Genomic DNA, 15,586 nt, shown 5'->3' with positions numbered 1-15,586 from the left:
GCTTCTGCCTATGCCTGCGAGGAGCTTTCTCCAGACACGGCAGGTGACTCATGTGGAAGCAGAAGGATGTCTTGTGCCGGGTGCTCATGACCCTGGCCCTCCTGGCGGGAAGTCCCGCGGTCGCGCAGGAGGAGGGAGGCGTGGGGCGAGCAGTCCGCATCTCCAGCGGCGCATGGAGTGCGCTGGACGCGGAGGCGGAAGCGGGGTTCCTCACGCGCTACCAATACTCACAGGGCGTTTCCCTGCTCCCGACCTCCGAGGCCCTCTGGCAGGAGACACTGTCCACCGGGGCCTTGGATGGCTTGGACCTGTTGGTGGTGGATGCGGATGAAGGCACCGCCCTCCAGGTGGATGAAGGCGTTGCCCTGACCGACGTCCTCCGTCAGCTGCTCGGCCCTGACGTGGACCGGCTGCGCCCCAGCAATATGACCGGCGACGACGCCAAGCCGCTCGTGCACCAGCTCGTCCTCGTGCTGCCGGCCGGAACGCTGGCGGAGTTGTTCCTCGAGGGGAGCGAGGTGGAGGTCCACCCTGTCCTCGCGCTGGAGCCGCAGCGCTTGTTGGGCGTCCGGCCGCAGACGCCGTGCGAAGGAAAGTGCGATGAGCCCCTTGCCGCCACACAGGTGGTCGCCACGATCCTGGACGACGGCGCACAGCTGCCCCTGCCGATGCAGGTCCTTGCGAACCAGGCCCCGGACACCGCGCCCCAGCCGGTGGTGAACCGGGGCAGCCTCCAGATCGATCTCGTCTCCAGGACGGAGACGGGCGTGCTGCTGCGCGCCGAGGCGGGCTCGGGCGCGGACCTCTACCAGTGGGTCGTCACCAGCGCGAACGGCACCCGGTGGACGTTGGGAGACACCACGTCCAGCGCCGTCGAATTCACGATGGAAGCCGAGCAGGAAGCGGACACCAGCCTCCTCCTGTGCGCCCGCATGCTCGTCTGGGACCCCGTGCGTCAGCGGTGGTTGATCAAGGAGCTCCCAGATTGCCATCCGAACACGTTCCCGCCGCCAGAGAAGTTCGTGGGCGTCATCCCGGAGGCCCAGACATGCCCGCAGCAGTCCGACCTCCTCGTCGTCCACATGGACGACGATGATCACAAGTCCCAGAGCACCAGCAGTGGCTGGCTGGGTGGCATCACCAGCGACAGGAACACCACGCTTCGGTTCTGTCGGGTGGACGCAGCGAAGTTCAAGCCCCTGTCGAAGGACAGCATCCGCCAGAATCACTACGCGGTGCTGATGCTGGGAGACTCGTGCCCCGCGGGGTCGTACCGCTTCTCCCGATACTTCGACAACGAGGACAAGAGCAATGCCAACTACGTCCGCGTCCACTTCGATTGGAGACCCAGCTCGGCGGACAAGAACACCAGCCTCGTGTTCTGTGTGTTCCTGGCGGCGGGCACCACCGGCAGCACCATGAGCGAGATGCCCCGACTGGGCTTCAGCTACGGAGTCCTTGCCGCGGCTGACTTCAGCCGCGCCCTCGCGACGGGGGTGCTCAAGACGGATGACGAGGACGACGGCAACAGGAACAGCTATACCGACCCACACAGCATCTACAACCACGTGGTGCCCATCATCACCATGGGTACGGATACGCGGATACGACTGGCGAAGGTCCGCTAGCTGGCTGTTGAAGCAGTCTGCTTTGGAGCGAGAAGACCCGTCCCGATGCGGGCTCCGGAGGTTCATCCCGGAGCCCGTCGTGTGTCATCGGATGGGTCGGGCCGGTGCGCCTCGTTGCATCAGGGGCTCACGACCCGCCCCAGGAAGAGCACGCTCTTCGTCGCCACCTCCTCAATGACGAACACGAACGGGCGGTCCACGTGGACTTCGGGAGGAAGCGACGCGGGCACGCCCTCGATGGCGGTCGCGGCAGCGGCCTCGGTGCCCGCCTCGTCCACGGCGACGAAGGCCTGATGTTGCGCGCCACTGAGCATCAGCTGCTCCTGGCGGGTGATGCCAGACAGGTCCGCGCGGTCGGAGAAGGCATCCTCCATTCCCAGGGAGCGCAGCGCATCCACCAGGGCGGCCGACTGCTTCACCTCGAAGCGAGGAAAGCGCAGCAGCATCGGCTGCTCGCTCAGGTTCGCGCGCACGGAGTCCAGGAACGCGGCGGACAAACGCTGCTCCACCTCCTGGAAGCGACCCGCGTCGGGGACGATGACGAGCATCCGAAAGGCGCGGCCCACATAGGGAAGCGCGATGGCGTCATAGCCCTCTCCATGCGTGAAGGGGAACGACCACGAGGTGTGCATCATCGGGACCTGCGTCGTGCCACCCGTCAGGCCATGGAAGGTCTTCGGGCTCGTGGCCTGGGCCTGGAACGGCGTACGCCAGGCCCCCTTGAAGTAGAGGGCATTGGCCAGGACCAATCGCGTGTCGGCGCGCACCTCCCCCTGGGGGATCAGGTCCTGGATGCGGTCAGCCGTCACGCCGGAGACCCAGTCGTTGATGGCGCGGCATACGCCGTCCGGGTCCACTGTGAAGTCCACCGAGCGCAAGCCCGCGCCGTGGTGCTCGGCGAGCACGTCCAGGTAGGAGGGCTCGAAGCGATAGCCCTGCTGTCCCCAGAGGGCATTCACCGCGCGGAACGTCGGCGCCGGCCCCTCGTCGCCATGGGCCTGCCCCACCTGCTCCTGGAGCGCCAGGTCCAGCCGATTGAGCGCCGGGTGCAAGTGCTCCGCGGGCAGCGTGAAGCCCAGCACCCGTGCCATCTGCGACTGGGTGTCGCCGCGTGCTCCGGCGTACACCAGGCTGAAGGCCCGTGTGACGCTGAGGGGAGACACCGCGGCGTTCTTTCCAGGCTCGGTGACCCGACGGTAGAGCGCCACGCCGAAGTCGGTGTTACCGGAGACCAGCGCGGCGAAGTCCGTGTCGGAGACGGAGGGCGACTTCACCCGGTCCTTCTCCGATGTGACGAGCGTCCCCGGCGGAGGAGGCTCCCGCTCGGCGGGGGATTGCGCGTCGGAATGGCAGCCCGCCAATCCCCACACCACCGCGAACATGCAAGCTTTCAGGGACATCGATGAAGCCATGAGCCAGACCTTTCTGAAGAGAGACGGGCCGGCTCCGAAAGCAAAGGCCATGCACGTGGCGCGGGCCTGGAACTTCGGATGTTTGGCCTTGTCCTCGTCCTGCCTTCCCTCGGATTTCCGAGGACCCGCCACGCCTTTTCACCTCCGTTGGGTTCTCTAGAGGTCAAGCATCGAGCGTTCGTATGGGTCGCCAGACGAGGGGCATGGAGAGACCGGCCTCCGCGAGCGCCCCGTCACAGGCCCGGCTCGACGCCCCCGTGACACGGGAACGCTGGGCGGCGGGCCCGGAAGGTGCCAGCGTACGGGACGCATCCCTGCCGCGAGGACCTCCGCGTCATGCCCGCCGACGTCGCCCTGCTCAAGGAAGTCCCCCTCTTCGCCGCCCTCGACGACGAGGAGCGCGAGCTGCTCGCCGCCCAGCTCGAGGAGGTCCGCCTGTCCGCCGGAGAGAAGGTCTTCTCCCGAGGAGACCCCGGCGGCGCCATCTACATCGTCAGCGCCGGCGAGGTGCAGATATCGGTCGAGGACACCACCGGCCAGGTCATCGTCTTCGAGACCGCCCGCCGCGGTGACTTCTTCGGCGAGCTGTCCCTGCTCGACGGCGACCCTCGCAGCGCCGACGCCCGCGCCATCCAGGACACCCACGCCCTCAAGGTCGACCGCGCCGACCTCCAGCAGCTCTTCCAACGCCACCCCTCCAGCGCCATGGACGTCCTCACCGCCATCGGCCGGCGCCTGCGGGAGGCGGACAAGATGCTCCACAGCCGCCCGACCATGAGCCCCAACGAGACGGTGGAGGAGCGCCTCACCACCATCCAGCGGCTCGCGGACGGCCTGTCCGCCTTCAGCGGCACCTTCACCTTCATGCTCCTGCACGCCGCCTGGTTCGCGGTGTGGATCTCCATCAACCTGGACTTCATCCCCGGGTTCCACGCGTTCGACCCGTTCCCCTTCGGCCTGCTCACCATGGTGGTCAGCCTGGAGGCCATCTTCCTGTCCTGCTTCGTCCTCATCAGCCAGAGCCGCCAGGCCGCCAAGGACCGCATCCGCTCGGACGTCGAGTACGAGGCCAACATCCGCGCCGGCCTGGAGGTGACGCACCTGCACACCAAGCTGGACCACCTCTACGCGCAGACCATGGCCCGCCTGGACGCCGTGGAGCGCGGGCGCTCCACCCCCGCCCCCGTCCCCCCGCGCACCTTCAATGGCTGAAGCCCCGGATGTCAGACGCCTCAGGTAGGGTGGCGCTCACACACCCCATGAACCCCGCCGAGAAAGCCACCCTCCTCCTCGAGCGCCTGCGCGAGCAGCACCCCGACGCACGCTACGAGCTTGACTGGTCCACCCCCTTCGAGCTGCTGGTCGCCACCATCCTCGCGGCCCAATGCACCGACGAGCGCGTCAACCGCGTCACCGCCACCGTCTTCCCCAAGTACCCCGGCCCCCAGGCCTTCGCCGACGCGGACACCGCCCAGTTGGAGGAGGACCTCAAGCCCACCGGCTTCTACAAGCAGAAGACCCAATCCGTGCAGGCCATGAGCCGGGCCCTCCTGGAGCAGTTCGGCGGCGAGGTGCCCCGCACCGTGGAGGCGCTGGTGAAGCTGCCCGGCGTGGCCCGGAAGACGGCCAACGTGGTGCTCAACACCGCGTTCGACATCCCCTCCGGCATCATCGTCGACACCCACGTCGCCCGCGTCAGCCAGCGCCTGGGCCTGACGAAGCACGACAAGCCCGAGGCCATCGAGCAGGACCTGATGAAGCTCGTCCCCCAGGACACCTGGACCTTCTTCGGCCCCGCCACCGTCCTGCACGGCCGCTACACCTGCACCGCCAAGAATCCCAGATGTGAGACGTGCATCGTGAAGGACATCTGCCCACGCATCGGCGTATAGGCCCACCCGCCTTGCCGGGTCGGCGCCGTATCCGCCGCAAGCACGGAATACAGACAATGAAACGGGGGTTCGAGCGTATCTACGCAAGACATGACCCCTGCTCCTTCGTCGGCCACCCCCGCCGACGCCCGCCCGGTAGACTCAGGCGAGCGACTGGCGTTGCTCGACACGCTGCGAGGCTTCGCGCTCTGCGGCGTGTTCATCTCCAATACCTTCATGTGGTTCAGCGGCCGCGCGTTCCTCCCCAAGGAGCAGCTCGAGGCGCAATTCACGCAAGGCTCGCTCATCGACCGCATCATCATGCCGGCGTTCGGCATCCTGGTGGGCGGCCGGTTCATCACCATCTTCTCGTTCCTGTTCGGCCTGGGCTTCGCGGTGCAGATGGGGCGCGCGGACGCTCGGGGAACGGACATCACCCGGCTCTACCTCCGCCGGCTCGTGGTGATGCTGGCGCTGGGCCTCAGCCACCTGTACCTCATCTGGTACGGAGACATCCTGAGCAACTACGCGCTGCTCGGCTTCTGGCTGTTGTTGTTCCGGAAGCGGGATGAGCGCACGGTCCTGGGATGGGCGCTGGCGCTGCTGGTGGTGGGGCCCCTGCTCACCACCTTCGTCCTCAAGCTCCCACAGCTGCTCGCCGACACCCCCGAGGCCGCCACCGCGCTGGCGAAGGCCCAGAGCGAACGTTCGGCGGCGTTGAAGGTCGCCCTGTTCCCCAGCTTCACGGACGGGAGCTGGTGGGATGTGGTCAAGGCGGGTGCGACGTTCCACCGCGTCGAGTTCCTGCACATCATGGTGCTCCACTCGGTGGGGCTCCTCGGCCGCTTCCTCCTGGGCTTCTATGCGGGCCGTCGGCGACTCTTCCATGACGCCGCGTCGCACCTGCCGCTCTTCCGCCGGTTGCTCTACGCGGCGCTGGCGATGGGAGTGGTGGGCGGAGGGGTGGGCGCCGTGGTGCAGCAGCTGGTGTTGCGGAAGATACTGGACCCGGACGCGCTGCCCGCGTGGCTGCCGTTCGCGATGGCCCCCATCCGGACGATGGGCGAGCTGGGCTTCGCGGCGACGTACGTGCTGTCCATCACCCTGCTCTTCCAGCGCGCATTCTTCCAGCGCGTCCTGTCGGTGCTGGCGCCCGTGGGCCGCATGGCCCTGACGAACTACCTGAGCCAGTCCGTCATCAGCGTGCTCGTGTTCTACGGCTACGGCCTGGGGCTGTTCGGGAAGCTGTCTCCCAGCATGTCCATCCTGTACTGCCTGGGCGTCTTCTCCGTGCAGATCGTCTTCAGCCACGTGTGGCTGTCGCGCTTCCGCTTCGGTCCCATGGAGTGGGTGTGGCGCTCGCTGACGTACGGCAAGGCCCAGCCGATGCGCAAAATCACCGGGGCCGCCGGCGCGGCGGTCGCTGCCTGAGCCCCTGAATCCGCCCGCGAGGCGTGTGACACGAAGCCTCGCGGGCGCGCCGGGACTCAGCGCCGGGGCACGGGCGGGAAGCCGTGCTCCCGCGCCCTCCAGGCCACGAGCAGCGTGGGCACCAGGAGGAGCATCAGCATCCACGGGAACGAGCGCGTCCCCAGCGTGTCGAGCAGCACGCCGCCCGCGAGCCCTCCTCCCGCGATGGCGATGTTCCACACCGTGACGACCATGGACTGCGCCACATCGGACGCCTCCCCGGCCGTCTTCGCCGAGGCCGTCTGGAAGAGCGTGGCCACGCCGCCGTAGGCCAGCCCCCAGATGGCGACGCTCACGTGGACCGCGGCGGGGAGCCCGCTCGACAGCGCCAGCACCACCGCCACGCCGATGAAGAGCGCCGTGCTCAGCAGCACCAGCTCCCGCAGCCACCGGTCGATGAGCACACCCACGCCCCAGATGGAGGCGAGCGCCGCCACGCCGAAGACGAGCAGCACCACGTCGACGTCCCCCGCCAGGCCCTCGGCTGCGAGGAACGGGGCGATGTACGTGTAGAGCACGTTGTGCGCGAGCACGAACGCCAGCGTGACGAACAGCACGGGGCGGATGCCGGGCATCAGGAACACGCGGGCCAGCGACAGGCGCTGGTCCTCGGGCTGCCCGGGGAAGTCCGGCACACACGCGAGCACCCAGCCCACCAGCACCAGCGTCAGGCCGCTCATGATGCCGAAGGCGACGCGCCAGCCGACGGCCGCGCCCAGGAACGTGCCCGCCGGAATCCCCAGGGACAGCGCGAGCGGGATGCCCACCATCGCGATGGCCATCGCCCGGCCCTTCTGTCGCTCGGACACCATGCGCGCCGCGTAGCTGGCGACGAGCGCCCAGAGCAGCCCCGCGAACACCCCCGCCAGGAAGCGCGCCGCGAGCGTCCACGCGAAGCTGGAGGACACGGCCGTGACGGTGTTGACGACGGCGAAGCCCAGGATGGCGCCGATGAGCAGCGGCCTGCGACGCCAGCCCTGCGTCGCCGCCGTGAGGGGAATTGCCGTCAGCAGCGTGCCGAGCGCGTACAACGTGACGAGCTGTCCGGCCATGGATTCCGACACGCCGAGGTCCACGCTCATCCGCGGCAACAGCCCCGCGGGGAGCGCCTCGGTGAGGACGGTGATGAAGGCCGCCATCGCCAGCGCGAGGAGCCCTCCGAGTGGGAGCGCGGGTTCGGCCCGCGCGGTGGCGTCGACAGGGAGCGAGGAGGAGGTCATGGCCCGTGGGGATGAGGTCGACACACGGGTGCCCTCGTGCCGAGAGCGGCGAGGAGCGCCCGTGCGCGACGACGGTGAGGTGTTGACGGGCAAGGTAATTCCGGGCGCGCTCGCGGACCATCACGCTAGAGTTCGGAACACATCGGACAGGGATGTCCGGAATCGGAGCGCGGTGGATGGACAGTCTCGGCTCACTCCAGGCCTTCGTTCAGGCGGCGGAGGCGCGCAGCTTCACCCTCGCGGGGCGGCAGCTCGGGGTGTCGTCGTCGGCCATCGGCAAGGCGGTGGCGCGGCTGGAGGAGCGGCTCGGGGTGCGGCTCTTCCACCGCTCGACGCGCACCATCACCCTGACGCCGGAGGGCTCGCTCTTCCTCGAGCGCTGCCGGCGCATCTTCTGTGAAATCGAAGCCGCGGAGCTGGAGCTCGCGCAAACGCAGGAGGCGCCCCGCGGCAAGCTGCGCATCAGCATGCCCCTGGTCGGCATGTTGATGATGCCGACGCTGAGCGCGTTCATGCGCGCGTATCCAGACATCGAGCTGGATCTGGACTTCTCGGACCGGCTCGTCGACATCATCGACGAGGGCTTCGATGGCGTGGTGCGCGCCGGAGACATCAGCGACTCGCGGCTGATGGCGCGGGTGCTGGGGACGTTCCGGCTCATCCTCGTCGCCTCGCCGGACTATCTCGCGCGCCGCGGCACTCCTCGCAAGCCCGAGGACCTGAAGCAACACGCGTGTCTGCACCACCGCTTCGCCACCACCGGCAAGCTGGAGCGCTGGCCGTTCCGCAAGGGCCGCAAGGAGGTGGAGCTGCCCACCACGGTGGTGGCGAGCACCATCGAGCCGCTCATCTACATGGCCGAGCAGGGCCTGGGCATCACCTGCCTGCCGGACTTCGCCCTGCGCCGTCAGCTCGCGCAGGGCACATTGGTGAAGGTGCTCGACAGCCACCTCCACCACCAGGGCACGTTCCGGATGCTGTGGCCCTCCAGCCGCTACCTGTCCCCCAAGCTGCGGGTGTTCGTGGACTTCATGGCGGCGCACCTGTTCGAGACTTGAGACTCCCAGGGCCCCTCGCCCGCAGGGCCGGCGTCCATTCCACACCGGTGACATGTAGACCCATCCCCGCCGGACACAGGGTGTGGCAGACTCTGGGGGACCATGTGGGATTGGGTCCGCCAGTTGGGCGAGTGGGCGCGCGAGGGTGCGCCGTTCGCCGTGGCCACCGTCACAACCTGTCAGGGAAGCACCCCCGCCGAGCCCGGCGCGAAGCTGCTGGTGCGCGGCGACGGCGTGTTCCACGGCACCGTGGGCGGCGGACACCTGGAGCAGCTGGTGCTCGCCGACGCCCGGGCGTGTCTGGAGCGCGGCGAGTCCCGCTCGTACCGCTATCCCCTGGGCGCGAAGCTCGGCCAGTGCTGTGGAGGCGTGGTGGATGTCTTCGTGGAGCCCGTCAACCACGGGCCTCGGCTGTACCTCTTCGGCGCCGGCCATGTGGGCCAGGCGGTGTGCCGCATCCTCGAGGGCACCCCCTTCCGCGTGCACCTGGTGGACGAGCGCCCCGAGTGGCTCCAGGGCGAGCGCATCCCACCGTCCGTGACGCGCCACGACGAGCCTTGGGAGGACTTCTTCGCCCAGGCCGCCTGGGACGCGAAGCGCACCTATGTCGCGGTGATGACGCACCGGCATGATCTGGACCAGGACATCGTCGCCGCCGCGATGGAGAAGCCCGCGCGCTACCTGGGCCTCATCGGCAGCAAGACGAAGTGGGCCCGGTTCCGTCAGCGCCTGGAGGCGCGCGGCGTGCCCGCGAGCCTGTTGAGCCGGGTGCAGTGCCCCATGGGGTTGGAGCTGGGCGGCAAGTCGCCCCAGGAGGTCGCGGTGAGCATCGCCGCGGGCCTGCTCCAGCTCCACCACCAGCCTTTCGTCGAAACCCGCCCCGAGTCATCCGTCTCGGAGCCGCCCCGCCTGCGCGGGGTTTCGTCTGGAGAATGAGCACCATGTTCGAGTTCCGGCTCAACGGGAGCGTCGTCCGCGTCCAGGACGTGTCTCCCAACACCACGCTGCTCGACTTCCTGCGCGCCCGGGGCGCCACGGGGACGAAGCAGGGCTGCGCCGAGGGCGACTGCGGCGCGTGCACGGTGGCCATGGTGGACCGCGATGCCCAGGGGAACCGGAACCTGCGCGCGTTCAACGCCTGCATCACCCTGGTCCCCATGGTGGCCGGCCGTGAAATCGTCACCGTGGAGGGGGTGGGCTCGAGGGAGAAGCCCCACCCCGTGCAGCAGGCCATGGTGAAGCACTACGGCTCGCAATGTGGCTTCTGCACGCCGGGCTTCGTCGTCTCCATGGCGGAGGCGTACTCGCGTCCGGCCGTCTGTACCCCGGAGACGGTGGCGGACCAGCTGTGTGGGAACATCTGTCGCTGCACCGGCTACCGGCCCATTCGCGACGCGATGATGGAGGCGCTCGCCGCGCGCGACGCCGCGGTGGGGTTGAGCGCGATTCCTGGCACGCCGCTCGGCGGTCCCGCGGCCGCCCTGTCGCCCGTGAGTTATGAGGCGAAGGGCCAGAGGTTCCTGCGGCCCGACTCGTGGGAGGAGCTGCTCGCGCTGAAGGCCGCGCACCCGGAGGCGATGCTCGTCGCGGGCGCCACCGAGCTGGGCGTGGACATCACCAAGAAGTCCAGGCGCTACCCGTTCCTCCTCTCCACGGAGGCGGTGGACGACCTGCGCGACATCCGTCGGGAACAGGATGGGTGGCACGTGGGCGGGGCTGCGACGCTCGTCGACCTGGAGGACGCGCTCGGCACGGCGCTGCCCGAGGTGACGAAGATGCTCAACGTCTTCGCCTCGCGGCAGATCCGCCAGCGGGCCACGCTCTCCGGCAACCTGGTGACGGCGTCGCCCATCGGCGACCTGGCGCCGGTGCTGCTCTCGCTGGATGCGCGGCTGGTGCTGGTCTCGGTGCGCGGCAAGCGGACGGTGGCGCTGTCGGAGTTCTTCCTCGCGTACCGCAAGACGGCGCTCCAGCCGGACGAGGTGGTGCGCGCCATCGTCATCCCCCACGGCCCTTCGGCGGACAGCGGGCTGAAGCGACTGTCGGACTCCTTCAAGGTGTCCAAGCGGCGCGAGCTGGACATCAGCATCGTCGCGGCGGGCTTCTGCGTGGACGTGGACCCGGGCGGCGTGGTGCGCACGGCGCGGCTCGGGTACGGCGGCGTCGCGGCCACGCCGATTCGCGCGCGTCGCACCGAGGAGCTCCTGGTCGGCAAGCCCTGGACGCGGGAGACGGTGGACCAGGTGCTGCCGGTGCTCGGCGCGGAGCTGTCCCCCATCAGCGATTTGCGCGGGAGCGCGGAGTATCGGCGTGGGCTCATCGTGAGCCTGTTCGAGAAGTTCTTCACGGGCGAGCGCAGCCCCTCGTTGGACGCGGCGCCGGGCTTCGTCGGGGGTGACGGTGAGGTGTCCACGGACGCCACGCGCGTGCTGCGCCACGAGAGCGCGCTGGGTCATGTCACGGGCGCGGCGCGGTACGTGGACGACGTGGCGCAGTCGCGGCCGATGCTGGAGCTGTGGCCGGTGTGCTCGCCGCACGCGCACGCGCGAATCCTGCGCCGGGACGCGACGGCCGCTCGGGCGCTGCCCGGCGTGGTGACGGTGCTCATGGCCGAGGACATCCCGGGGATGAACGACACCGGGCCCATCCGCCACGACGAGCCGCTGCTCGCGAAGGACGAGGTGCTGTTCCACGGGCAGATCGTCGCCGTGGTGGTGGGCGAGTCCGTGGACGCGTGCCGCGAGGCCGCGCGCCAGGTCGTGGTGGAGTACGAGCCCCTGCCCGCCGTCCTCACGGTGGAGGACGCCATCGCCCAGGGCAGCTACCACTCGGAGCCGCACATCATCCGTCGGGGTGACGTGGACGCGGCGCTCGCGGCGAGCCCGCGCCGACTGTCCGGCACCGTGTCGATTGGCGGCCAGGAGCACTTCTACCTGGAGACCCAGGCGGCCTACGCCGAGAAGGGCGACGACGGCGACATCACCGTGGTGTCCTCCACGCAGCACCCGTCCGAGGTGCAGGCGGTGATTTCGCACGTGCTGCACCTGCCGCGCAGCCGCGTGGTGGTGCAGTCACCGCGCATGGGCGGCGGCTTCGGCGGCAAGGAGACGCAAGGCAACGCGCCGGCCGCGCTGGTGGCGCTGGCGTCCTGGCACACGGGCCGCCCGGTGCGGTGGATGCTGGACCGGGACGTGGACATGGCGGTGACGGGCAAGCGCCATCCGTTCCATGCCACGTACGAAGTGGGCTTCGACGAGCAGGGCAAGCTGCTGGCCCTGAAGGCCGTGCTGGTGTCGAACGGCGGCTGGTCGTTGGACTTGTCCGAGTCGATCACGGACCGCGCCCTCTTCCACCTGGACAACGCCTATTACATCCCGGCGACGAGCTACACGGGGCGGGTGGCGAAGACGCACCTGGTCTCCAACACGGCGTTCCGGGGCTTCGGCGGTCCACAGGGCATGCTGGTGGGCGAGGAGGTCCTGGCGAGGGTGGCGCGCGCGCTGGGCCTGTCCGCGGAGGACGTGCGCGAGCGCAACTTCTACCGGGGCACCGGTGAGACGAACACCACGCACTACGGCCAGGAGCTGGAGGACGAGCGACTGCCAGGGCTGTGGCGTGAGCTGAAGGAGTCCTCGGAGCTGTCGCGTCGGCGCGCGGAGGTGGACGCGTTCAACGCCCGCTCACCGAACATCAAGCGGGGGCTCGCGATGACGCCGATGAAGTTCGGCATCTCGTTCACCGCGACGTTCCTGAACCAAGCGGGCGCGCTGGTGCACGTGTACCGGGACGGCTCGGTGATGGTGTCGCACGGCGGCACGGAGATGGGCCAGGGCCTGCACACGAAGATTCAGGGCGTGGCCATGCGTGAGCTGGGCCTGCCCTCGGACGCCATCCGGTTGGCGAAGACGGTGACGGACAAGGTGCCCAACACCTCCGCGACGGCGGCGTCGAGTGGCTCGGACTTGAACGGCGCGGCGGTGCGCGAGGCGTGCGTGAGCATCCGCGAGCGACTGGTGCCGGTGGCGGCGAAGCTCCTGTCGGAGAAGCACGGGCGCGGGGTGGCGCCGGAGTCCCTGGTGTTCGAGGGAGGCCGCGTGGGCGTGAAGGGCGCGCCCGAGGTGTCGGCGGCGTTCGCGGCTGTGGTGGACGCGGCGTATCTGGCGCGTGTGGGCCTGTCCGTGACGGGGTACTACCGGACGCCAGGCATCGGCTACGACAAGGCGAAGGGCAAGGGCAAGCCGTTCCTCTACTTCGCGTATGGCGCGGCGGTGACGGAGGTGGAGGTGGACGGCCTCACCGGCATGAAGCGCGTGCTCCGGGTGGACGTGCTGGAGGACGTGGGCGACTCGCTCAACCCGGGCGTGGACCGGGGACAGATCGAGGGCGGCTTCGTGCAGGGGCTGGGGTGGCTGACCGGCGAGGATTTGCGGTGGGACGCGAAGGGCCGGCTGCTCACGCACTCGGCCAGCACGTACCCGGTGCCGGCGTTCAGCGACGCGCCCGTGGACTTCCGGGTGAAGCTGTTGGAGCGGGCCACGCAGCACAACACCATCCACGGCAGCAAGGCCGTGGGCGAGCCGCCGCTAATGCTCGCGCTGTCGGTGCGCGAGGCCCTGCGCGACGCTGTGGGTGCGTTCGGACAGCCGGGGGGAGATGTGGAACTCGCCGCCCCCGCGACGCACGAGGCGTTGTTCCTGGCCATCCAGAAGCGCCTGTCAGGAGACAAGGCAGAGGACGGCCGCGTTGCGGCATGATGCGCGCAGACCTTCGCGCGTCGAGGCCCCGATGAAAAACAACAAGATCTCCAAGGACAAGAAGGAGCCGGACTCCTGTGTCGACCTGTGGTTCTACCTCGAGAACAACGACGCCGTGACCTCTGACGAAGCGCTGAGAACGGCCGCGCGCTCCCTTCCCAAGTTCAAGAGGAAGTCTTTTGAACCCGGCTCAACGAAAGACAGCGACGTCATCGAGAGCCGGGCATCGGGAATCCAGGTCAGACTCAAGCATGCCAGTGTCGAGTTCCCTTACGCCTTGAAGATGATCAGGTCGGGCACGCCGAAGAAGGGGTTGGACCTGCTGCAGATACACCTCTACTTCACGGGCATCCCAGAGCAACTGAGCCACCAATGGCAGTTTGGCCGGAAGCACCTGGAGCTCCTCGTCAAGAAGTTGAATCCGAGCCTGGCGTTCATGAACAGCGCCTCGATGGCGTCGGAAGGCTCCTTCTCCCACCCGACCGGGCTCGACGCGGGGACATCGAAGTTGCCGTCCTACTTCCTGCCGCTGACCTACCTGGGCCCGAATCTCCTGACGAGCGAAACCCGTCAGAAACTGTCGAAGCTCCTCGCTCCCCGAAACATGGCGTTCAACTCGGGGTGGCTCATGGAGATCATCGAGGGTCCCGAAGAACGCCCTGACAAGAAGTTCGAGTCCGTGCTCAACAAGGCGTTCAAGGGTGATATCGCGTACTACGGACCTCAACACTCCAAGTGAGGCGAAGGGGCCCCTCCCCGCACCGTGGACGGGGCGCGGCCCGCATGTGTATCACCGTTGTACTCAAGGCCAATTTCGAGTGCTCGACATGACTGGGAGGATTTGTCTCGCCCGCCGGCGCCCGCTTGTTGAGACAGCGCAGCACACCACCTCTTCCACACAGAGGGGCCCCATCCTGGATTCGCCGGGGGCGGATGGAGGCTGTTGCATCAGGAGCACTCGATGAGCACCCGAATGAATTGCTTCTACGCCGCCGCCTTCGCGATGGCTCTGTCCCTGGCCCCGGGCCGTGCCCACGCGCAGGCCACATGCGTGGACATCAACACGCCGGCCGGAATCGCGGTGACGGCCATCAACCAGCAACTGGCCCAGATTGCCCAGAAAATCCAATCACTGGGCCCCGTGCTCTCGCAGGGAGGAATTCCTACCCTCGCCCAAATACAATTCGTGGCCTCGACCCTCGCATCCATCGTCACCGACCTCCAACTCCTGAACCAGGCAGTGCAAGGAATGGCCAATGAGCTTGGGCCTGTCGTAGCAACCCAGATCAGCAACCGAGTCCTCGCGACGGCAGCCCAGCTCAATGCCACCATCAGTCTCTTGCAATTCGTGCTCTCAGGAGGAGTTGGCGGCGTACTCAATCCCCTGGCAGGCGTGTCCGAGTACCTGAACTCCTCGTTCCAGTTCATCCAGGCCGCCGTGCCCACGATTTGCACGTGATTCAGGATCTCCCCTCACTCGATTCGCGGGGAGCGCGTCGAGACCGGCCTCAGGTCACCTGACTGAGGTCGGCTCCGCCCGGGAGGACCGTACCCACCAGCGTCCTCCTCGGGAGAATCAATCCACTCGCCCCCTTCGGTGGACGACGGGCTTCAATCCAGGCGGCCTCGGAGCGAGGGCTCGAACTGTTGCAGCATCTCCCGAGCCTGCTCCTCCTCCGTCAGGTGCCGCTCGTACCGAAGCCGCCCCGCCGCGAGCTCCCAGCAGTCGAGGATGTCCTCGCTCTGCGTCAGGATGGCGTACCAGCGCGCATCTTCGAGCAACGACGCGACACGCTCGAGGATGCGATGCGCCAGTTCGTACTGCGCGTACACCATGTCAGCGCCGGCCGGCATGAACTCGAGGTAGAGCGCGGCAGACAGTCGCGGGGCGCTGTCACCCGGCAGGAAGCGCGGCCCACGACGGCCAGCGCCCGGCTCGAACAGCCCGATGGCGTTGCGCGGAGGTCCCCCACCCATGTCCGGGTTCCGCGCCAGCGCCTCCGTCACCCAACGCCGTGCCTCGTCCTCGCGTCCTGCCCGGACGGGCAGCATGGCGGTCCATCGGGTGTGGAGCGGAGTGACCTGCCAGACGCGGACGGTATGCATCAGCGAGGAGCCGAGCCCCTCCGGATGCACCGACGTCGCCTTGAGGTCCGGCTGCTTTCGCCTCATC

The 15,586-nt window shown here is 68.4% G+C and carries 12 protein-coding genes; 9 read left to right on the top strand and 3 right to left on the bottom strand.

Annotation, left to right across the window (positions count from 1 at the left end):
* Positions 1-140 precede the first annotated feature (140 nt).
* Positions 141-1,628 carry a hypothetical protein gene (locus tag LXT21_RS40070; RefSeq protein WP_254043524.1) on the top strand — a complete coding sequence of 496 codons (1,488 nt, stop codon included), beginning with the start codon at positions 141-143 and terminating at the stop codon, positions 1,626-1,628.
* Between the two features lie 119 nt (positions 1,629-1,747).
* Here LXT21_RS40070 and LXT21_RS40065 read toward each other — a convergent pair whose 3' ends face one another.
* Positions 1,748-3,028 carry a serpin family protein gene (locus LXT21_RS40065; protein WP_254043523.1) on the bottom strand — a complete coding sequence of 427 codons (1,281 nt, stop codon included), beginning with the start codon at positions 3,026-3,028 and terminating at the stop codon, positions 1,748-1,750.
* Positions 3,029-3,376: 348 nt separating this feature from the next.
* Between LXT21_RS40065 and LXT21_RS40060 the strand changes: the two genes are divergently transcribed.
* The 3 genes from LXT21_RS40060 to LXT21_RS40050 all read left to right on the top strand — a co-directional run bounded on the left by LXT21_RS40060 (position 3,377) and on the right by LXT21_RS40050 (position 6,342).
* Positions 3,377-4,252: a DUF1003 domain-containing protein gene (locus LXT21_RS40060; RefSeq protein WP_254043522.1), complete on the top strand. Its 876-nt coding sequence runs from the start codon at positions 3,377-3,379 to the stop codon at positions 4,250-4,252.
* A 47-nt stretch (positions 4,253-4,299) separates the two neighbouring features.
* Positions 4,300-4,932 carry an endonuclease III gene (gene nth, locus LXT21_RS40055; RefSeq protein WP_254043521.1) on the top strand — a complete coding sequence of 211 codons (633 nt, stop codon included), beginning with the start codon at positions 4,300-4,302 and terminating at the stop codon, positions 4,930-4,932.
* Positions 4,933-5,022: 90 nt separating this feature from the next.
* Positions 5,023-6,342, top strand: coding sequence for a DUF418 domain-containing protein (locus LXT21_RS40050; RefSeq protein ID WP_254043520.1), 1,320 nt, complete (start codon positions 5,023-5,025; stop codon positions 6,340-6,342).
* Positions 6,343-6,398: 56 nt separating this feature from the next.
* Here the strand turns inward: LXT21_RS40050 and LXT21_RS40045 are convergent, their stop codons facing one another.
* A complete protein-coding gene (locus tag LXT21_RS40045; RefSeq protein WP_254043519.1) occupies positions 6,399-7,601 on the bottom strand; it encodes an MFS transporter in 1,203 nt (400 codons plus the stop codon).
* A 176-nt stretch (positions 7,602-7,777) separates the two neighbouring features.
* On the opposite strand from LXT21_RS40045, the gene LXT21_RS40040 reads away from it, so the two are divergent.
* From LXT21_RS40040 to LXT21_RS40020, 5 genes are all read left to right on the top strand, one after another.
* Positions 7,778-8,659: a LysR family transcriptional regulator gene (locus tag LXT21_RS40040; protein WP_254043518.1), complete on the top strand. Its 882-nt coding sequence runs from the start codon at positions 7,778-7,780 to the stop codon at positions 8,657-8,659.
* 102 nt (positions 8,660-8,761) lie between these two features.
* Positions 8,762-9,595, top strand: coding sequence for a xanthine dehydrogenase accessory protein XdhC (xdhC, locus tag LXT21_RS40035; RefSeq protein WP_254043517.1), 834 nt, complete (start codon positions 8,762-8,764; stop codon positions 9,593-9,595).
* A gap of 5 nt (positions 9,596-9,600) precedes the next feature.
* Entirely contained in the window at positions 9,601-13,413 is a 3,813-nt protein-coding gene (gene xdhB / locus LXT21_RS40030; protein WP_254043516.1) for a xanthine dehydrogenase molybdopterin binding subunit, read from the top strand.
* Between the two features lie 31 nt (positions 13,414-13,444).
* The gene (locus tag LXT21_RS40025) at positions 13,445-14,152 is read left to right on the top strand and encodes a hypothetical protein (protein ID WP_254043515.1); all 708 of its coding nucleotides are present in this window, start codon (positions 13,445-13,447) and stop codon (positions 14,150-14,152) included.
* A 222-nt stretch (positions 14,153-14,374) separates the two neighbouring features.
* Positions 14,375-14,872: a hypothetical protein gene (locus LXT21_RS40020; protein WP_254043514.1), complete on the top strand. Its 498-nt coding sequence runs from the start codon at positions 14,375-14,377 to the stop codon at positions 14,870-14,872.
* Between the two features lie 152 nt (positions 14,873-15,024).
* Here the strand turns inward: LXT21_RS40020 and LXT21_RS40015 are convergent, their stop codons facing one another.
* Positions 15,025-15,585 carry a hypothetical protein gene (locus LXT21_RS40015; protein WP_254043513.1) on the bottom strand — a complete coding sequence of 187 codons (561 nt, stop codon included), beginning with the start codon at positions 15,583-15,585 and terminating at the stop codon, positions 15,025-15,027.
* Position 15,586 lies beyond the last annotated feature (1 nt).

This window comes from Myxococcus guangdongensis, assembly GCF_024198255.1.
In the GTDB taxonomy this organism is placed as follows: Bacteria; Myxococcota; Myxococcia; order Myxococcales; family Myxococcaceae; genus Myxococcus; species Myxococcus guangdongensis.
This window is presented reverse-complemented; position numbering and strand designations above follow the sequence as displayed.